The 21,663-nt window shown below is 39.0% G+C and carries 16 protein-coding genes; 12 read left to right on the top strand and 4 right to left on the bottom strand.

The genetic code is table 11. The features are described 5' to 3' along the window. The first annotated feature begins 1 nt into the window (after position 1). The 12 genes from SLH46_RS11220 to SLH46_RS11275 all read left to right on the top strand — a co-directional run bounded on the left by SLH46_RS11220 (position 2) and on the right by SLH46_RS11275 (position 13,981). Positions 2–454: a T9SS type A sorting domain-containing protein gene (locus SLH46_RS11220; protein WP_320281276.1), complete on the top strand. Its 453-nt coding sequence runs from the start codon at positions 2–4 to the stop codon at positions 452–454. Between the two features lie 29 nt (positions 455–483). Continuing rightward, positions 484–6,564 (top strand): FG-GAP-like repeat-containing protein, encoded by a 6,081-nt coding sequence (locus tag SLH46_RS11225; RefSeq protein WP_320281277.1) that lies wholly within the window; start codon positions 484–486, stop codon positions 6,562–6,564. Between the two features lie 3 nt (positions 6,565–6,567). Further along, on the top strand, positions 6,568–6,870 hold the full coding sequence (locus tag SLH46_RS11230; protein ID WP_320281278.1) for a hypothetical protein: 303 nt from the start codon (positions 6,568–6,570) through the stop codon (positions 6,868–6,870). Positions 6,871–7,069: 199 nt separating this feature from the next. Next, positions 7,070–7,366, top strand: coding sequence for a hypothetical protein (locus tag SLH46_RS11235; protein WP_320281279.1), 297 nt, complete (start codon positions 7,070–7,072; stop codon positions 7,364–7,366). 78 nt (positions 7,367–7,444) lie between these two features. Next, the gene (locus SLH46_RS11240) at positions 7,445–8,020 is read left to right on the top strand and encodes an outer membrane beta-barrel protein (RefSeq protein ID WP_320281280.1); all 576 of its coding nucleotides are present in this window, start codon (positions 7,445–7,447) and stop codon (positions 8,018–8,020) included. A 291-nt stretch (positions 8,021–8,311) separates the two neighbouring features. Beyond that, a complete protein-coding gene (locus SLH46_RS11245; protein WP_320281281.1) occupies positions 8,312–8,746 on the top strand; it encodes a hypothetical protein in 435 nt (144 codons plus the stop codon). Between the two features lie 68 nt (positions 8,747–8,814). Continuing rightward, complete coding sequence (locus SLH46_RS11250; protein ID WP_320281282.1) at positions 8,815–9,108, top strand: hypothetical protein; 294 nt, start codon at positions 8,815–8,817, stop codon at positions 9,106–9,108. A 227-nt stretch (positions 9,109–9,335) separates the two neighbouring features. Beyond that, entirely contained in the window at positions 9,336–10,412 is a 1,077-nt protein-coding gene (locus SLH46_RS11255) for a helix-turn-helix transcriptional regulator (protein WP_320281283.1), read from the top strand. 103 nt (positions 10,413–10,515) lie between these two features. Then, a complete protein-coding gene (locus SLH46_RS11260) occupies positions 10,516–10,794 on the top strand; it encodes a DUF2604 domain-containing protein (RefSeq protein WP_320281284.1) in 279 nt (92 codons plus the stop codon). Then, positions 10,794–12,473, top strand: a complete 1,680-nt coding sequence (locus SLH46_RS11265) for a ThiF family adenylyltransferase (RefSeq protein WP_320281285.1) — start codon at positions 10,794–10,796, stop codon at positions 12,471–12,473. The genes SLH46_RS11260 and SLH46_RS11265 overlap by 1 nt, the downstream gene beginning before the upstream one ends. Continuing rightward, positions 12,464–12,937 (top strand): Mov34/MPN/PAD-1 family protein, encoded by a 474-nt coding sequence (locus SLH46_RS11270; protein WP_320281286.1) that lies wholly within the window; start codon positions 12,464–12,466, stop codon positions 12,935–12,937. The genes SLH46_RS11265 and SLH46_RS11270 overlap by 10 nt, the downstream gene beginning before the upstream one ends. 597 nt (positions 12,938–13,534) lie before the next feature. Beyond that, positions 13,535–13,981 carry a hypothetical protein gene (locus SLH46_RS11275; protein WP_320281287.1) on the top strand — a complete coding sequence of 149 codons (447 nt, stop codon included), beginning with the start codon at positions 13,535–13,537 and terminating at the stop codon, positions 13,979–13,981. Positions 13,982–14,072: 91 nt separating this feature from the next. Here SLH46_RS11275 and SLH46_RS11280 read toward each other — a convergent pair whose 3' ends face one another. From SLH46_RS11280 to SLH46_RS11295, 4 genes are all read right to left on the bottom strand, one after another. Then, positions 14,073–15,950 (bottom strand): sulfatase, encoded by a 1,878-nt coding sequence (locus tag SLH46_RS11280; protein ID WP_320281288.1) that lies wholly within the window; start codon positions 15,948–15,950, stop codon positions 14,073–14,075. Positions 15,951–16,022: 72 nt separating this feature from the next. Further along, positions 16,023–17,435 carry a sulfatase family protein gene (locus SLH46_RS11285; protein ID WP_320281289.1) on the bottom strand — a complete coding sequence of 471 codons (1,413 nt, stop codon included), beginning with the start codon at positions 17,433–17,435 and terminating at the stop codon, positions 16,023–16,025. Positions 17,436–17,522: 87 nt separating this feature from the next. Next, positions 17,523–19,064, bottom strand: a complete 1,542-nt coding sequence (locus SLH46_RS11290) for a DUF1593 domain-containing protein (protein ID WP_320281290.1) — start codon at positions 19,062–19,064, stop codon at positions 17,523–17,525. Positions 19,065–19,248: 184 nt separating this feature from the next. Further along, the gene (locus tag SLH46_RS11295) at positions 19,249–21,564 is read right to left on the bottom strand and encodes a glycoside hydrolase family 3 C-terminal domain-containing protein (protein ID WP_320281291.1); all 2,316 of its coding nucleotides are present in this window, start codon (positions 21,562–21,564) and stop codon (positions 19,249–19,251) included. Positions 21,565–21,663 lie beyond the last annotated feature (99 nt).

Genomic DNA, 21,663 nt, shown 5'->3' on the forward strand with positions numbered 1-21,663 from the left:
CATGAAGTCAAAATACTACATAATTCTCGCAATATCTTTATTGTTCCTGCTAAAGATTAGCCCTTCTTATGGTATTGGTGATACTACATTTGTTTTTACCTACGATGCCAGCGGTAATCGCACGGAACGGATTATTGATCTAACAAAAAGTGCTGAAATTACAGCAAGTTCTTCCTCTTTAAGTGAAGAAAAACTAATTGAAGCCGAACTGTCCAGCCTTGATATTAAGATATATCCAAACCCGACAAAAGGTGTATTAAAAGTTGAAATTCCTGAAATTGGAGATATTAAACCTACACTGGTCGTTTATAACCTGCAAGGAAAACAGCTTGTAAATAAAACTGTTTCCAATCAAATCAGTACAATCAATCTTTCCGAGCAACCTCCGGGAATGTACATCATGAAAATTGTAAACGGAGCAGAATCGCTGGATTGGAAAATCATTAAAGACTAAATCACCTAACAAACATTTATTCAATTAAAATGAAGCAAATACATGTTTTATTCATCATATTAATGATGGGTATTAGCACTGGTTATGCGCAAGAGTTTGACATTACGTTAACTTCTTCCGAATCCGGTACTCAAACCCATCAGGCCAGGAACAGCATAACATTTGGCCCGAACTATTCTTACACCCCGAGTGGTGGCACTATGACTGCTGAAATTGTTGATCCAGTGGTGACAGGAAGCGTTTCGTACAACTATACAGTAGTTGATCCGGAAACCAGGTCATTAAATACCTCCTACATGGTTGGAACCACAAATGGAAGCTTCAATGTAAATCCTGTAGGTGGAGCAACTTATTCTATTCCTTTAGATGTACCTCCCGGAGTAGCAGGACTACAGCCTTCCATTTCTATAAATTACAATAGCCTGGCCGGATCTGGTATTGCAGGCTATGGATGGCAGATCAATGGACTTTCGGTTATTACCAGAAGCCCGAAAACTTATTATTATGACTCGGCATTTGAAGGAGTGGATTTAACACTAACTGATCGATTTTCACTTGACGGTCAAAGAATGGTATGTACTTCCGGCACATATGGAGGAAACGGCTCGCAGTATAGAACGGAGAATGACGCCATAAGTAAAGTTACATGTTATACCGGTTCTTACGGAGCAGACAAATTTGAAGTAAAAACAAAAGGAGGTATTACCTGTCAGTATGGATACGATAGTGATGCGGACCAAACGATTGATGGCTACGACGAAACTGTTAGCTGGTACATCAATAAAGCGACGGATGTTTATGGCAACACAATGAATTATTCCTACTTCAAACAAAATGGCCATAATTATATAGGTGAAATTACCTACGGTCCCAATACTATTACTTTCTTTTACAAAGAGAGATCTGACATAAGCACTTCGTATCTTCTTGGTGCAACGCTGGAGCAAAAACTCATTCTTGATAAAGTTGAGATTGAATACAATTCCAGTGTTGTTAAGAAATATGAATTTAAATACAATTATCCAAGCAGCAGTTATAACAGACATTCTGTACTCAATGAAATAATTGAATATGGTATAGGTTCATCCAGGTACAACTCTACAGCATTTAGTTATCAAACTCCTGATGATGTTTCATTCAGTAGAACAGAGTATAATACATCAGATCACGATGTAAGCTACAAATCGACCATGCTCAATGGTGACTTTAATGGTGATGGGAAAGCAGATTTTCTTTGTCTGCCAAATGAACATACATCATGGACTGGATACAAAATGTATTATGGAGATGGAAATGACAATTTCAATTATGAATATGGTAATAGTTTATTTGATTTTGGTACCGTAGGTGACCTAACAGTTGTTGATTTAAATGCTGATGGAAAGGACGATATTCTCTATGAGACCAAAGGATCTACTACGTCTACATATCGATTTATTACTACAACTGGTTCTGCATTTACGTCTTCATTAGCTTTTGGGACAATGGCAAATGGGAACGAAACCGGTTTTATAGGCAAGCTAAAAAGATGGATTTCAAAACAAGAAAATGACAACCAATTATCGGGAGCAGATTATAATGGTGATGGTATAAATGACGCATTTATCAATGACCCTGACGGTAACTGGAGGATCTATTCCTTTGCCAACTCTTCAGGTCAATTGACATTAACAATGTCCCTTAAAGCATCAGGAACCAACAGCTCACTATCGGGAGAAGTTATTAGTGGAGATTTTAACGGTGATGGAAAAGCAGACATATGGAGTTTTGATGATAACGGAGTAAAAATCTGGGAATTTAACGGATCAACCTTAGTACAAATATACAGTTCTACCATTCCAACAAAAAATCACTTTTTTACTCTCGGTGATTTTAATGCAGATGGCAAAGTTGATATTTTTGTTTATGGTTATGATAATGGCAGCACAGAATATGATTGGTCAAACTGGCAGGTCAGGTTATCAACCGGTACTGATTTTCAGATCAATTCAATCCCACAAAAGAGAAGCAACCTGAAAGATGACTATTTAAGAATTGGAGATTTTAATGGCGATGGAGCTTCAGATTTAATGGTAACATCTGCGGATGACAGCTGGGATGGCTCCTATTACTATATTTCTAAAGATGAAGGGTCTGATTTTTATTCTCATTCCTTATCCAACTATCCGCTGGCCACTCATAATTATTACCTTGCAGATTACGATGGGGACGGAAGGACTGACTTCCTCTGTACCGATGGAGAACCAGCATGGTGGAACGGTTATCAGATTTATAAATCGGGAAGCAAAAACAATATTCTATTAGAAAAGGTTGGTAATGGCCTCGATCAGTTAACAGAGATCAGTTACCAATCGATTGCAGAATATGGGACAACCTATGTGAAAGGTTCAGGGGCATCCTTTCCGGTCATGGATTTTCAGGGACCACTGCAGGTTGTAAAATCAGTATTATCTGATAACGGCAGAGGCTCACAAAATACGACAACCTACAAATTTGAGGGAGCGAAAATACACCGTCAGGGAAAAGGATTCTTGTGCCACACCAAACAAACTGTTACTGATGTGGCCAATAATATGAGTACTGAAACCAGTTACGGTTACAATACCAGTAAATTTTTCCCCACCCTGACATCAACTGTTAATAAAGCCGGTAGTACTACCTTAAATTCAGTGTCGAATACCTGGACTTATAAAACCACAACGGGTAGCGCTATATTACCATACATTTCTTCATCAACCCAAACAAACAGTTTAACAGGTCATAGTGCAACTTCCTCGTTTACCTACGATACTTATGGTAATGCAACAGAAATTGAGAAGAGTTTCAACAATGGTGTCACTGAAACTACAACAAACAATTACACCAACGATGCCACTAACTGGTATATCGGTAAACTGAACAGCTCAGAAGTTGAATATCAAAAATCAGGTGAAACAACGATTACTAATACGGTAACTTACACGTATTACACCGACGGTATTTTAAAACCAGACTTCATAAGATATCATGAGGGAACTGACAAGTATTCTTATAAAAACCATGATTATTACAGTAATGGTAACCTGAAACAATTGTATGTGTATGCCAGTGGTGTTGGAGCCCAACAGACCAATTACACTTACGAAACCAACGGAGTCAGGGTAAAAACCATTTCTGATCCTATGAGCCATGTTACAACGATGTCTTACGATAGTTATGGCAGGTTATCGTCAGAAGAAGATTACCTGGACAACACCACCTCTTATACTTACGATAACATGGGGCGGCAGCTTACCGAAACGCAGGCCGATGGTTTTGTTTCCACAACCAGTTACCCCTGGGGCTTATCGGGTGGCCCGTCGTATGCTTGCTACTACGTTCAACAATCGGGCAACGATGGTTCCCTGAGTAAAATATGGCACGATAAACTGGGGCGTGAAATCAGGAGCGATGTGCGTGGTTTTAGTGGCTCATACATTTATACTGCTACGGAATACAATACCAAAGGCCAGTTGTACCGTGTTTCTGAACCCAGTACTTCTACTTCACTCTCGCAATGGAATACCCATTCGTACGATAGTTATGGCAGGATTACCGGAATTACCCGTCCATCAGGAAAGAATACAACCTATGCCTACTCTTCGAACCGGGTGACAGAGACAACCGGTGGAAAAAGCAGTTGGAAAGAAACCGACAGCCAGGGTTTGTTGACCACAGCCCACGATAACGGAGGCGATATTACCTATGCCTACTACCCCAACGGGAAGTTGAAAACGATTAATTCGCCGGGCGGGGCAGTTACAAGTATGGAATACGATGTAGCAGGCAACCAAACCAAACTAGTTGATCCAAGTGCCGGAACAATAATTTATACTTACGATGCTTTTGGGAATTTAAAAACCCAAAAGAATGCACGTAACCAGACCACAACCTATAACTATCATACCGATGGCCGTGTAAGTTCAAAGGTTACACCTGAAGGTTCCACTTCGTACACCTATAACAGTAACGAACAATTAACCGGAATTTCTTCGCCGGGCAGCGTAAGCCGCAGTTATACATACGACAGCAAAGGCAGGGTTTCAACCATTGGCGAAACCATTCCGGGGCAATCGGCATTGTCAACTTCGTTTACTTACGATACAAAAGGGCGTTTAAGCACACGCACCCACCCTTCGGGCATTGTAGAAACCAATAATTACAACAGCTATGGTTACCTGGCTTCAATTTCGGCAGGTGGTTCAACCCGGTATACCATCAATACCATGAATGCTCGTCAGCAGGTTACAGGCGCAACCTATGGAGGCAGCTTAGTTGGCGAGTTTGGTTTCGATAGTTACGGTTACCCGACTTACTCAAAAGCCAAGGTCAGTTCTACTTACCGGCAGGATTACCGCTACAGCTTTACGGCTTCCACCGGCAACCTTTACTCGCGGCAAAATTACCTGCGCAGTAAAACCGAAACCTTTACCTACGATAACCTCGACAGGTTAACAGGGGTTAGCGGGCCGCAAAACCTTACCATGGCCTACGAAAGTAATGGCAATATATCGACCAAAAGCGATTTGGGGCCGGGCACTTATACCTACGGACATGCCACCAAACCTTTTGCCGTTACCGAAATTAACTCGGGCAACCAGGTTATACCATCGGCCGACCAGGTGGCAACTTACAACTCATTTGAGCAGGTAAGTACGATCGACGAAGACGACTATCACGCTGCATTCACTTATAACAGCGACAACCAACGTTGCAAAATGCTGATTACCGATTTAGGAAGTACCGTACTTACCCGATGGTATATAGGCAGCCGCTATATCAAAGAAACGGAGGGAAGTACAACTACAGAATTTACATGGATTGGTGGAGATGCTTACTCTGCACCCGTAGTTGCCGAAAAGGTTGGCTCAACCACTAACTACTATTACTTACTGCGTGATTACCTTGGCAATATTACCCATAAGGTAAATACATCGAATACGGTAACTGCCGAGTACAGTTTTGATGCCTGGGGAAGAAGAAGAGATAAAGACGACTGGAGCTATACCTTAAACAGCGAACCGGATTTAACGGCAGATCGTGGCTTTACAGGGCACGAACACCTTTCGTATTTTAATATTGTGAATATGAACGGGAGGTTGTATGATCCGTTGGTAGGTAGGTTTCTGAGTCCTGATGAGAATGTGCAATTGCCTGATTTTACGCAAAACTTTAATAGATATAGTTATTGTTTAAATAATCCACTTAGGTATAACGACCTGACTGGTGAATACTTTGGGATAGATGATGCAATTGCCGCAATCGTTGGAGGCGTCGTTAACTTAACAATTAATGCTATTCAAGGAAATGTGAAATCATGGGGAGCGGCAGGTGGATACTTTGCAACTGGTGCAGGTGCAACCATAGCAACAATGTATGGTGGTCCATTGGCCGGAGCTGCAGTATTAGGTGCAGGGAATAATCTAACAACACAGATTTCACAAAATGGGTGGCAAAATATTGACTGGTGGCAAGTTGGGGGAGCGACAGCAATGAGTATGGCAACAAGTTACCTTGGCGGTCAACTTGGAAATCAACTATCAAAACCCCTTTCCAATTTAAGCTCACGTGTTTCAAATAGCCCTGTTCTGCAAGGTGCCATTACTGATGGATTAACTAATTCATCGACAGGTTTTGTTTTAGGGGTTGGAACATCCAAGCTTAGCGGTCAAAGCTGGAAAGAATCATGGAGAGCAGGAAGGGAAAATGCACTATGGGGACTAGGCGTGGGGGTTATGAATGGAGGTGTAAGAGGATACAATTATGCCAAATCTAACGGATTAGATCCATTAACAGGAGAAAAAATCCTTTTTAGGGCTGTTTCAGAAAATGAATATATTGATATTCAAAACCATGGCGTGAGAAATAATCCAAATGGAGAAGGTTATCAGCATGAAAAATTGTTCTATCGATCAAGAACTGATGCAATTGAAAATACAGCAGCATATGATGCAGCTTACGGTCAAAAATCTAGGATAATTCAGTTAAGGGGGCCTGGAAATTCCTCAATTTATAACAATGGGTACATGGATGGTTTTAACGTAATACGTATAAATCGTGAAAATCTGTATCTTTTAAGACTAAAAAAATAACAAATGAGATCTTTAATCATTAAGGCGACCATATCATTTTACCCACAAGGTGAAACTCATTCAAAAAGGAAGTTCCGAACCTACCTCATTACGGACTTTAAAATTAGAGAAGATATGCATAACTCTGGAGAAATTCAATTCTTGAATAAGGAAGAAGTTTATGCAGGTGAAAAGGATATTGAAGCTATTATAAAATTTCCATATGGCAATTTAGTATCTCCATTTGTAGAAATAGGCTCGAAATTTAAATTTGGTGAAGTCTCAAGCCTATATGGTGAAGGAATTATTACAGAGGTTCTCTGTTAATGAAGGACAATATAGACCATGCAGCAACTTATGCTAAGAATGGAGGAGCTATTAAAAAGGCCACTATCTCACAAAAAGATGCAATTTAATGGACATTTAAATATCTTTAAGGGTATACATGGTAGCTCGTTTGGTTTGGAATATCAATTTTCGCCAAGCGTAGTACCCGACATTTTAAAACTATTTAAAGATAATTAAGATGAAATTTTGTTGCTCAGATTTTGAAGGATTTTACTCTGTTAAAAATGAACTTGCTCCAAATATTCGAATTGTTAAATTTAATTCTGAATATTTGGTCTCTAAGAAATCAATTACACGAGTTAAATCAAAAAGAAAGGATATAAAATTCTTTATAACACCAGGTTATAATACATTTAAATTATTAGCACCTTTAATGAATATAGATTTTTGCCCTTTTTGTGGGAAAAATCTTCATAAATTCTATGAAAAGGAGGAATATTTTAATGAGGTTGAAGGAGTAACTTTCTCTTCATAATACAAAGAATGTGAACAGGCACGTACTTGTTCGCATTCTTCAATAAAAACTAAACGCAATTAACTTTAAAATTATCAAATGAAATTAAAATCATTATTTTTTGCATTTGTATTTTTAATAAGTACAAGCACTTTATTCGCACAAGAATTTGCCGTAGACAAAGGTGCAACTTTCATATCCGGTGTGGCAAGTTTCACCAGTCAGGGCGGCGAACTTTTCGAAGATTACGATGGCAATAATGCCAGTATATTTAATCTTTCGCCAAGTGTTAACTTTTTTGTAGCCAAGAATTTTTTCATAGGTGGTGGGCTTGAGTTTGCCCATGAGAAACAAGGCGATTACACAAGCAATAACATCGGCCTTGGACCGCAAATAGGTTATGCCTTTGGTAACGAGAACAGTACTGCATTCCCCTATTTTGATGTGGGCTTAAGGTACTATGGTATGAGTGTTGATTATGGTTCAGGTAATTCAGAAGGTTCCGGGACAGACATATTTCTTGGTGCCGGCATTGTTGTACCGGTTAAATCTCATCTGGGAATCACCTTCGAAGCCGGCTACCATATGATGGATATCAAAGAAAAGGAATCCGACACATCCTACAGCGGAAATATTTTTGCTATCGGAATTGGAATTGTGGGTTTGCTGTTTTAGGCAGAATCTAAAATCAATTCATTATATAAAATTATTGCCCTTGACTTTTATAGTCAGGGGTAATTTTTTTCACTACGCTCTTAATAAATCAACTTTAAACCTCAAATAAGGTCTAACTTCAACCCAATACATTCGATGTAATCCCTTTACTTCTCAGAATAATTCCTGTGCAACAATCAAGTGGTTTTGAGAAAGTCAAAACAAGTTTTCAACAAAAAAATAAGTATTTTTTCTATCCATATATTTTTAATATATATTTGTTGCTGAATTTTATTATGAAAATACATTTATATGGCAGCAAAAACTTTTAATGTAAAAATTGACGGCTACTGGAGAGACGTGAATAAAGGAAGTATCCCAGCTCACTCTGGTGTATATTTTGTGTACGAATGCACTTATAATCCAAGTAAAGACGGAAAAGGTACAGTTACCTTAAAGCGCCTGCTTTATATTGGAGAATCGCAGAATGTAAATGAGAGGATACAGGATCATGAGAAATATGTAGAATGGGCAAACCTGGTTCGTCATGGCAATACACTGTGCTTTGCTACTGGTCCTGTTGAAAGTAACGACAGAATCAGAGTAGAGGCAGCATACATATTTGAGCATAAGCCGCCATTAAATACTGAGTACAGAAATGATTTCCCTTTTAATACTACCTCTGTTCATTCGTCAGGGAAAACGGGATTATTACATACGGACTTTATAGTTCAGAGAACGCCCTAAAGCAACTATTTTGAGAATATTACACAACACAAAGAGCAGATTATTGAATTATAAGGTGAGAATGAAATATGAGAGAATTAAATTATACAGGAGATGATTTTGCTGCCTTCATAGAAGAACTAATAGATAGTCATCGATTTTCTGATAGCAAAGAAGAAGGTATTGCCAGATTAGTTGTTGATAAAGGTTTCGAAGCATTATCCGACAAACAAGGCTATGTATTTGAAAATTCAATTGATCCATATGTTGTTTCAGAGTGTAAACGATGTGGCTGCGAGGTTCCTTGGTGCGAAATGTCGGCAGTTGAATTTAATGGCGGATTGTGCAGCTGGTGCTGGCAGTTAAGCAGTAAGGATGATTAAAAAAGTACATCTGGTGCGAAATCATTGAAAAGAATAATTGTATTATTTATACCTAATATTTCCTTCATCCCTGGTCTCAGTATTGGTCAAAAGACCATATTGAAAATAATCCTTCTAAAGTTGCGGATACTGCAGATGGTAGTGCGACATTGACTCTTATGGTTAATTGCGATATATGGACATGGATGATAAAGAACGAGATGAATTAACAAAAGTTCTTTAAAATATTGCGATTTCTAAAAGTTAGCATTGGTAATGATATTAGTGAATTTCAAAAAAAATTAAAAGAAACTAAAGCTATGGCGATGATAAAACATCCATTTGGACGATACCAGATTATCGACCGGGAACTTTGCCGAAGAGACTGGGTTAAAACTAAAGAACTTAAAGAAATTATTGAGGATGAATTGTCAATATCTGTCTCCGAAAAAACTATAAATAATGACATCAACGATATGCGTTATGACTCGTTGCTAGGCTATTATGCCCCAATTGGTGATGACAAAATTCACAAAGCATATTATTACAAGGATCCAACTTATACGATAAAAGCATTTGGGCTTCGTGACAATGATATTAATGCCCTAATGTTTTATGCTAAAACCATTAATCAGTATAAGGAATATGAAGTGTTTAAAGACTTTTCAAACGCAATAGAAAAGATTTTGGATGCTGTCAATATTCGAAAAGGAATCTCCAATAAAGAACAAGCCAGAACAGTTGTTCAGACAGAAATAACACCTAAACTGACCGGCAGCGAATTAATACCGCTATTAGTAGAAGCAGTAGATAATAAAAAGATAATTGAATTTGAATATAAGAAATTTGATGATGCAGAATCCAAGATTGTAAAACTTGAACCCTATTTATTAAAAGAAGATAGACATCGTTGGTACATTATTGGTAAAAAAAAGAAATATAGTCAACCGACAACTACATACGCCTTAGACAGAATTATTAACATTCGAATTCTTGATGAGAAATTTGTACCAATAAAATTCGATTTTGAAGAATATTATAAATACTCATTTGGGATAACAGTAATTGAAGAAGCTCCTGTTCAGATAATTTTATCATTTACTCCTTTTCAGGGGAACTATTTAAAAACCTTAAAAATTCATCACAGTCAACAAACCTTAATTGACAATGAAAAAGAATTTCGCATCTCTGTTTTTGTCAAACCTTCTTGGGAGTTTTATGAAAAGATTTTAGGTTATGGTAATACTGTTAAAGTAATCTCTCCACAAAGTGTATATGATGAAATGAAGGAAAAAATTAAAAACATGTCTGATAATTATAGCTAATCTTTTCAGCAAGTCTGGACTTTTTTTCATCACGAAATTCCATTTCGTGATGCTGTATTTTATTTGCATAGTGAAAGTGTTTAATCATTTAAAGTAAATTATTATGAAACCACAAGGAGGGAAATTAACAGTAAAAGTTCTGATAGAGAACGACAAAGTTTATTTGGAAGAATATAATCCGAATCAGAAAGTACAAGTTATTCTAAACAAAACTTTAACTAACTTAAAAATAGATGACGAAGGTCGTGAATTACGTCACGAAGACGGAACTCCAATTACCGACTTCAATCAGACACTTGCTGAAGCCGGAATTGAAAATGAAGAAACACTTCGTTTTTTCAAAAAAAGTTCAAAACCTGACCGTGATAAAGGATTTGCATAATGGAGACACACGAATGGCACAAGCATCCTTCTTTCAAGAACCTTTTTGAAAGTGAAATTGATATTTTAAAGAGAGGCTTGAAAGGGGATTTTGAATTAATTGAGTATCATATTCCAACACATCCAAATGAAAAGGTAACTGCAATAGGCGAATTAAAATTTGGAACAAATCAAAAACAGATAGTACAAATTCTTTTTCCGCCTAAATATCCATTCGCGCCTCCTAAAGTAATTTCAATTCAAGGGGAATTAGTAGATAATAAACTACCCGCTCTAATGCAGGTTCATCATTTTGGAAAAGGAAACCAATATGATGATGGCTCAATGTGTTTGTTTCGCAAAGATTTTTGGAATAAAGAAATTCATAATGTTGGGTGGACACTTCGTAGAGCGCAAAAATGGCTAAGTTCTGCAAATACAAAAGAAGGATTTAAACCTGACGAAGTTGTAGAAGAATACCTTCCGCCAATAAGACCTATTGGTCAAGTTATCATTCCTACGGAAATTTCAATGCCTGACAATGCGCTATCTGGTGACTTCTTTCTCACACAATTTAAACCCAACTACTACATCCTTGAGCAAAATAAGTCTGTACAATCAACTTTTAAACTTAGCCTTGGAGTCGAATCATTTCGTTGGTATGCTTTTGAAGCTGGGATGACTTTTAAGAAGTTGTTTCCTGTTTTCAACGCACAACGGTTAGTAGATATTTTTAGTAATTTTTTTGGTCTGAATATAGTGGAAAAAGGTCAAAATAGAAATATTGCATTTTATTTACCTGATGATGAGAATCCATGGCACTTTTTCAAATTAAATATTCAACAAAATGGTCTTCAGGTTAACATCGTTCACCAATATTTCATTGGTCGAACTGTAAGTAATGAATTATATCTAAGAACTAAAGACATTTTTGATAATGAGCTATTATCTCAAAAAAGAGTTACAATTATTGGGCTCGGAGCCATTGGAAGCGAAGTTGCTTTGTCATTAGCAAAAAATGGAGTTGGCCATTTCAACTTATTCGATATGGATACATTTGAAATTGGGAATTCTGTTCGACATGCCGCCGACCTATTTTATATTGGAGAGCATAAAGTTAATGTTGCAAAACAATTGATTCTTCGCTCTAACCCCAATATCACAGTTAATACTTTTAACGTAGATGTGTTAAATGATACGGGTTTATTAGAAAATAGCTTTAGTAAAAGTGACTTATGCATTATTTTAACGGCTGAAGATTCTGTTGAATATCTTATCAATGATTATTATCAAAAGAATTATAACATTCCGTTTATCTTTTCGCGAGCATCAATGGGAGCTTTTTCCGGAGCGATTCAAGTAGTCGATTCTCAGAGTGCTTGTTTAAAATGTTTAAGTCTTTATAACGCCGATACGCTGCCGAAACCAATTAGTAAAATAAAGTTAGCCGAACTACCTCCTGAGTATGGAAGTTGTTCCAGTCCTGCTCTTCCTGGGTCAGAAATAGATACGAAAGAAATTGCACTTCAGGTTTCACGTGTTGCAATGCAATGCTTGCTTAAAGGAGAAAAATCAACTTATCCTAGTTTAAGAAATAAGCAATATTACTGGCATGGTCCTCATGGCTCATCAGAAAAAGAACCTTTTACTTGGGAAATGAAAAACATTAAAAAGCATAAAGATTGTCCAATATGCCACTAACAAGAATTAAGTTTAGCTCCCAAGCGCTTAACTTATTCAACTCAGAAATACTTGAATATGGTAGAATAGAAACGGGAGGAGTCCTTATTGGTAACACGTCGGAAGATACTATTTATGTTGAGAAAGCATCAAATGGGGGTACAAACGCAATTCACGAATTACTCTACTTTAGAGCTGATCCCAATTTTATTGATATGTTCATTGATATGGAAGTTGCAAACTCTAAGTGTCAACTCCGTTATCTAGGAGAATGGCATACGCACCCTGAGGTGATACCTGCTCCAAGCATCAAAGATTTACAATCTTTAAATGAAATTGCTGACTCAAGTGATGACTTTTGTATATTATTAATTATCGGTAACAAAGATTTTAGCCCAGGAGCATTTATTGAGCAATCAATTTCATTGATCCAGGAGAATGGCAATGATAATGTTTATGTTTTAGAAGCTTCAGATATTAAATAATTATTATAGGTAATTCCAAAGCTTAGCAAGGAGAAAACTTTTAGCACATATTGTCAAAAACTAGAAGAACCAAAGTTAAATGTTAATGAATTAAGAGATAGGCACTTTCATATCATCCCAAAAGAATTGGTAGTAAATTTTGAAAAGTTTGACGGAAATTCAGTAGAAAAACATTAACTAGTTATCGAGAATGAATTAAATCTTTATGGTAAAAAGGAAATAAGAACTGTCCATCAGGGCTCCTTACAATTTCAATGCTCTCTTTTGGTTTTCACTTTGCAAATGATTAAAAATAGCATCAAAATCTTTTTGCAATGAGTTCGACACCTCTCCCGCCAGCTCCACTTTTTTCAGAACAAATTGATAATTTAACTACCTGACATTACCTTGTTCAGTGAGTTAACAATCATATCCTAACGGACACAAGCCTTCATAATACACTATAGTTAGATCAACTACACTTCATATAGTATATTTCTACGATCAATTTAAATCAAAAATCACGAAGATCCAATGTCAATCCATTACCCACAAAATTCGCATTGAATATCAGCATGTTATTTTGTAACTTGTATAGTAAACCAAAAATGAACAACCATGTCTAGACACATTGTATTATGCTTGATTTTAATATTGGCAATGTTTTCAGCCAATGCACAAAGAACTTACTCTACAAAAAATTTGGAGCGTCTTTCGAGCGAGGAGCTGTTTCTGTATTATCAAAAATCGCTAAACCTGCAAGACAAGGGACAATATGTGGCTTTTATCGGTGTACCCATGGCACTTGTGGGAATTGTAGCCGGTTCGTTAGCCGGAGGTGGAGATTCAGACTTTTTAGTAGCTACATCGGCTACATTAATGGCCGTAGGGTCGGCAGCATCAATAATTGGATTTACGCTATTTATGGCAGGATCTACCCGTGTTGACAGAATAAATAAAGTCCGACGAACTTATGCAATGCAACTGGAGTTACTTCCCGGAGGTTTGTATTGTACGCAAACACACAACTACACCCCCGGAATAACTCTTCGTTTAAAATTCTAATAGATAAATCGTAAAGGATTTTGTGCCATTAACAGAACTCATTTATTAGAAAGACATATAACTCAATATTAGGGAGCTCTGTTTTAAGTTTCTAAATTACACTCCATCTTTCCAAGATGATTTTGCACATCGAGAAATCGTAGTTACTGAAAATTAGAAAACCTGTCAGCTCTTCACTTTTGCTATCGTAAAAGTCCTTAATCCACTTTTCAATTGCTGGAGTTCTGAAATCTACTGCATCAACACTGTTTAACACCCAGTTGCGCTCCATCATCGTACGGTTTTCGTCGTTTAAAATACGTAGGAAGATCTTTTCTGCCAGTTCTTTTTCTCCCAGACGATACAGTGTCTCACCAATTAAAACGGCTGTCGCTGTTGCATCCTCGTCGACCGCGGCTCTTAAAGCCGGCAATGCACATTTAGCATTTTCAATATGAATAAGCAGACCTGTAACACCCCAGTAACGTAATGCTGAATCTTCATTTTTTAGTAACTCAATGTAATCCGGAATTGCTCCGTTTCCGGACTGTGTTGCCAGCTCAGCAGCCGCCAGCAATTCATCAAACGGACAAGTTTCCGATCGCATATAATCGTACATCGAGCCTTCTCCTGCCCTTTCCATATATTCTGTTTCCGGAATCAGCGCTACATCCCTGATTTCTTTCATCCAGCGTACATTCTCTTTTCGCATGCGCTCGAGCACCTCTTTATAAGCCGGATCGTCGGCAAGGTTATAAAGTTCGTTCGGATCATTATCTGTATCGTAAAGCTCTTCAACAGGTTTGGTTTGAAAGGCAATACTTTGCAAATCGTTACAGTTCCCGGCCAGGTAATAATCTTCCCACGACCGGGCAGAACGGGCATTGAACAAATAAGCCAAATGCTGCAAATAGATCCGGAAAGGCATATAATTACGAATGTATCGATACTTTTTATCGCGCACGGCACGGCTCATGTCAATTCGTTCATCCATCCGGCCTTTTGTTAAGTGTACATATTCAGGTTCCGGCTCAACCGCTTTTCCAAGAAATGCGTTACCCTGCATGTAATCCGGTTTTTCGGCTCCGATTATACTTAACAAGGTTGGAGCCAGATCTACAAAACTAATGTTGCGGTCAACTGCATCGCCCGGTCTTTCGGCCGGAAAATATTGTTTGTACTTTTGAGGAATACGAACAATAAATGGCACCCATGTTCCGGTTTCGAAAACATAACGTTTACTGCGCGCCAACACTCCGCCATGATCGGCATAATAAAAGACGATAGTATTGTCAGCCAATCCGCTTTCTTCCAGCTCTTTTAACAAGTCGCCAACCTGCGCATCCATATCCTCTATTTTGTCGTAATACTGTGCCCAGTCGTGACGCATTTCTTCTGTATCGGGATGATGAGGCGGTAAAACCACATCTTCAGGTTTGTGTCTCAATTCCGCATCAGGCGTATAAGGAAAGAGTTGACTTTCGTGGGTCGTCAGTAAATTAAAAATGGCAAAGAACGGTTTACCTTCAGGACTGTTTTTCCAATGTGCAGTTCTGCTACATTCGTCCCACATGCTGTTGTAATCGCCTGCAAAATTGTAATCGGTTTTTACATTGTTGGTACAGTAATAACCGGCTTTTCGTAACAGCTCGGGATAAGGAATTACCGACTCCGATTTTGGATAAGTACTCCGCATTTGTTCATTCCCGTTCGAGGCAGCATAAACACCCGTAATAATTGTATTTCGGGCAGGAGCACAAACCGGGCAGTTCGCATAAGCATTTGTGTAACGAAATCCGTCAGAGGCCAGTTTGTCAAGCGTTGGTGTAGTTGCAAAGGCATCGCCGTAACACCCTAAAAAAGGACTGTTATCTTCACTGGTGATCCACAAAATATTTGGCCGATCTTGTTGCGCTCTAACCTGAACACTCAACAATAGCGCAAATAATAATATTATCCGTCTGATTCTTATCTTATTCAATTTTTGCATTTTGGTTTAGTTTAGAATATTTAGATTTTATCTGGTATCAATTTGAACCAAATTAAAAAAGTACCGGACCTTCTATCTTTTTTCAAGCTGATTCTCAACCGGAACCACTGTAGCGTTATGTTCCTCCATCAATTCTCTTAACTCTTCAATTACATCGGGGTGCTGCTCTGCAATGTTGTACTTTTCCGATGGATCAACATTCAGATTATAAAGTTCAGGAGTTTCATTTGTGGTTGGTCCTTCCGAGCCGTAAGCGGGCTGAGTAATAAAATGCGCTTTAAAAGCCCCTTTCCGAACCGCATAAACCTGTTGACCCCGGTAGTAAAATACTTCATTCCGTGGCGATTTACCTTTCTCCGAAATCACTGACGAAATATCGTAACCATCGTAAACACGATCGTCAGGAAGTTCGGCACCAGCTAGTTTACAGAAAGTTGGAAGTAAATCCATTGTTGTTCCCAATTCAGTTACAACGCCGGGAGCAACCATACCCGGTCCCCAAAAAACGGTCGGTTCACGCATTCCGCCTTCATAAGTTCCGCCTTTTCCTCCACGAAGCAAACCTGCACTTCCGCCATTTTCATTAAAAATCAACCACGGACCATTATCCGATGTAAACACCACCAGTGTGTTATCATCCAAACCATTTTCTTTTAGTGCATCAATTACCTGCCCCACACTCCAGTCAATCTCTTCAATTACATCTCCATAAATTCCTCTCAGGCTTTTCCCTTTAAATTCAGCTGAAGGAAACAGCGGTACATGTGGCATAGAATGAGCCATGTACAGGAAAAACGGCTGGTCTTTATGCGCGGCTATATAATTTACAGCTTCTTCGGTATATCGTTTTGTAATCGTATTCTGATCGGCAGGCTGCTCTATCGTTTCGCGGTTTCGTTTTAAAGGCACATTAAAATAACTCACTTTCGGATTGGCACAAGCCTCATAATAACCTACACCCTCCGGTAAAGTTTGATCCATATCGTTGCTGTACGGAATACCAAAATAATAATCGAAACCATGCGCGTTTGGATCGAAGGATGATAAGTGACCCAGGTGCCATTTCCCGATCATAGCCGTTGAATAATCTGCTTTTTTTAAGGCTGAAGCAATGGTAATTTCATTTTCCGGAAGTCCTCCTTTTGAGTCGGGGAACAAAACCCGATGTTGGTCGCTGCACATTCCAGAGCGAATTGGCAAGCGGCCTGTCATTAAACCAGCACGTGATGGTGTACACACCGGTGCTGCCACATAAAAGTTGGTCCACTTTTGGCCTTCGTAAGCTAAGCGATCGAGGTTAGGCGTTTTAATTGTTGGGTGGCCAAAAACACCCACATCGCCATAACCCATATCGTCGGCAAAAATTAAAATGATGTTTGGTTTTTGTTTGGTTTCTTCTTGAGTTGTTGTGTTGGTACAGGCAAAACCAATAGCCAGTAACACGCCCCATAAAAGAACATTCCGAGAAGTAGGTTTGATTCTCATTTTTAGTTTTTTAGCTGATTTAGTATAGTTTAATAAACAGTTATAAAATTAACGGAAATATTGGCAATAACAACCGCAGGAATTCAACTATAAAACTGTAATTACAGTTCTCAGATATTTTGTAAGTGCCAGGCTACCATCATCAACTACCTGAAGTACCAAATGAATGGTTTCGCCCGCTTTCGCATCGGCCGGAATGGTTACGGACGTAGTTGCATCAGTAATACCGGCAAATGAAACATCACCTTTGTAACTCCCTACCTTGAATTGCATCCAGTTTGTTGAAACCGCATCGTTATCAGGATCAGAAACTGTGATATTAAGTTTAACTGTACTGCCCGCAGTTGCCGACATTTCGAGAGGCCCTTCAATGATGGGTTCGTGGTTTGCATCGTCATACTCCGAAGTAACTGACCAGTTTAAACGTGCTGCAAAGCTATTTTGGATGGCCGGCAAAAAATCAGGAAGTACTTCATCTTTTTCTCTCCTCATTGCATACGGCGCAGTGTACCCGGCAGCCTTCTCCTCTTCCGAAAGCTCTTTTTTGCGTCCGGCCCATCCTCCATACTCCTGCCCCTCGTGAGCCCTTAATCCGTTACCGATCAGGTTCAGATACATTGGCGTATCTCCTTCGCTAATAAAATTACCTTCCTGTTGAGGCGGTGTCCATACCCAATAACCCATCTCACGAAGTTCGTCTGCTGTATATCCTTTTTCACCAAAGTAGTCGGTAAAATCGCCGGGTGCCATTTGACGGCCATCGCCCCATACACGATAATGTTCGCCAAAAACACCTTTGCTTTTTACGTTTTCCAATGTCCATGCTGAAGAAAAATAGAGGGTATCTTTAGTACCGGCAACTGAACGTTTGGCACCATACCCCAAACTTGCTACCCCTGCATTGAGCAAAACAGACTCAACCTCCGGCCAGTTTGGTTGTACATATTCCTGAAAAGACAAGTCCTGCAGACCGGAAAGGCAGAATTTTGCCTTTGCCGAAACCTTTGCTTTAATACTTTCCCATTCGGGCGTGTCTTTATATTCTTCCTCAATTGATTTCAACGCCCTTGAAGCTGTGCTAGGTCCACCCCAAACCTGGATAAAAACAGGTCTGGGATCATCATCAAGAAGAATTTCCTTTATCCTGTCGGAGCCGGGAGAGTCATGAGAAATATCCCCTTCAAACTCTACATTGCCGACGTATATTTTTGATTTGAGGTCCTGAGGTATAGGATAATTTGGATTATGAACTTTTAGATTTGGATAAACCGACGCGTAAGCTTCAACCAAATCATCAATAAACCGCTCGCTTTCGGCCCATCTCCATGAAGTTTGAGGACCAAGATCGCGTCCATTAGAAGAATATTCTCTACCGGGAATATACTGGGTTGTTCCTTTTCCATCTCCTTTCCAATGAAAGCGGCTACTTGCATAGATGAGTCCTTGAACATCAAAGTCGGTGCTAAAAAGCAAGAAGCGGATCAGTGAATTGTTATCATCCAGCTCAGGATCGCAGGTAACTATAACACGTGGTTTGGGTTGTTCTTGTCTTTCTTCCTTTTGGGTACTTGTGCAAGCAACCAGAAACAGGCAGACGGCTGCCGCGAAGGATAAAAGTTTAGGTTTCATATATTTTCTTTAGGTTCAATTTTATCCAAACAAAGCAAAAGATAACAGTTTTAATCTGTTGTAAAGCTAATTAGCGTAATTTTTTGTGTAAAAACAAAAAAACCGTAACCAATCAAATATCGGTTACGGCTTGTTCAAAAATGATAAGGGAACAAATCAAATGGTTCCGGCTTATTATTTTTTATTATTCAATCAACGAAAGTTTCTTTGTCAGTAGAATATCGTTTACTGAAGACCCCACTAAAAGCTCAACATCACACATATCGTTTTGCCAGGTTTTGTTTTCTTCATCCCAATAACGCAAATCCTTAACAGGAATTTCGAGCGAAACTGTCTTCACTTCTCCAGGTTGAAGCGTTACACGCGAAAATGCCTTCAATTCTTTATTCGGCCAGTCAATCGAAGGATTAACGCGGTGAAGGTAAACTTGCGGAACTTCATCTGCTTCCATCGATCCATTATTTTGAATGTTGAAACTAACTTCAATCACATCGTCAGCTTTGTATGATTTTTTATTCGTTTCTAATTCTGAATAATTAAAATCGACATATGAAAGGCCGTAGCCAAACGGATAAAGAACCGGAAGATCTTTTGAATCGAACCAGCGATAGCCTACATATAAACCTTCAGAGTAAGGAGCATCCGGACCATTCACCGGACGGCGGAAGAATGCACTAAAATCAACTTCTTTCTTATCATCAGAGTCTTTTTTGATATCATCTTTCCTGTACTGCGATACAAAAACATCCTCTTCCTTTACCACTTCTTTTTTCTGTGGATAAGTTCCCATTGCATAAGCTGGCGAATCTTCCAGTTTTAAAGGAAAAGTAAATGGTAATTTTCCTGATGGTGCGATGTTACCAAGCAAAACATCGGCCAGTGCATTTCCACCTTCTAAACCATTCCACCAGCCTTGGACCATCGCTTTTGACAAATTATTCACTTTCCTCAAATCACAAGGTCCACCAGAGATAATTACTGTTACCAGGTTTGGATTAGCTTGAATGAGTGCTTCTGCAATTTCATTTTGTCCAACCGGCAGGTCAATATTTTCTCTGTCTTTACCTTCAGTCTCGATTGATTTATTAGTACCTGCAAAGTACAGAACCAAATCAGCTTCTTTTGCAATTTTTACCGCTTCTGCTACAAATGCCGGATCGGCAGCTTCGTCGATTGTTTCGGCGTTGTTTGGATTTGGCACGGGAGGTCCCCAAGACCGTACATAGTTTTTATAGCCGGGAGCATAATTAATTGTGGCAGCATTCCCAATTTTATTCTGCAAGCCTTGCAAAGGTGAAATTTCATAAATTGTTTTTACACCGGCTCCCATACCTCCTGCAGCTGTAGATAAAACAGCATTTTGCCCAATAACTGCAATGTTTTTTACCTTGTTCAGGTCGATTGGAAGAATGTTATTTTCATTCTTGAGCAAAACAACAGATTTGCTGGCCACTTCGTATGCAATGCGTTGTTCTTCCGGTTGCGATGCCATTTCAATATTTGCTTCGTTTTCAGGAATGGCCCTTACAGTGTAACGAACTCTCAATATCTCGCGAACCTTGTCATCAACAACTGATTCCGGAACTTTACCAATATTAACCGAGTCGATTAATGCCAGACCAAGATAAGTATCACCGGTCATTTGCACGTTGAGTCCACCTAAAGCAGCTCCCATTGTGCTATGCGTTCCTCCCCAGTCAGAAACAGTCATACCGTTAAAACCCCATTCGCCTCGCAATATTTTATTGTTCAGGTAAGGATTTTCACTACACCAGTTTCCATTCACTTTATTATAAGCAGTCATTACTCCCCAGGCGCCACCTTCTTTTACGGCAACTTCAAAAGGTTTCAGATAGATTTCACGCAAAGTTCGTTCATCTACAATGGCATTAACAGTTCCACGGTCGTTTTCCTGGTTGTTTACAGCGAAATGCTTTAAACAAACAGCTCTTCCCTCATCCTGAACACCTTTTACATAACCAACTGCCAATGCGCCGGCCAGCAATGGATCCTCACTGAAGTATTCGTATGTACGTCCACCTACCGGTATTCGTTGAATATTCATTGCAGGTCCTAAAACCATATCTTTTCCACGACGCGTTGCTTCATGTGCCATACCTGTACCATATTTATAGGCGAGGTCCGGCGACCACGTAGCTGCTAAGGCCGATCCGGTTGGAAAATATGTGGCCGAATCGATTGTCCAGCCTTTAGGCCTGAACATGTCACCAATTTCTTCGCGAATTCCAAAAGGACCATCAGCATATCTGATCTCCTGTATACCAAGCCGTGGAATACCTTCTGAAGACATGATTGTCTTACTATGAAGCATTTCAACTTTTTCTTCAAGGGACATCCCCGAAATGATCTGGTTGATTTCTTCATCATGAATTGTCAGGATATCCTGTGGTGATGTTGTTTGTGTCTGTGTACAACTTGCCAGTGTCACAGCAATACCAACAGCAACCGCTCCTGATTTCAAAAATCTTTTCAATTTCATATTATACTATTTAATTAATTTGTGTTCTCTCTAAAAGCCTTTTGGCCGACAAGTCGAATGTTGGCACTGATAAAAGAAAAAAAGATGACTAACTTATTC

The organism is Draconibacterium sp. IB214405, from assembly GCF_033963885.1.
Lineage (GTDB): Bacteria > Bacteroidota > Bacteroidia > Bacteroidales > Prolixibacteraceae > Draconibacterium.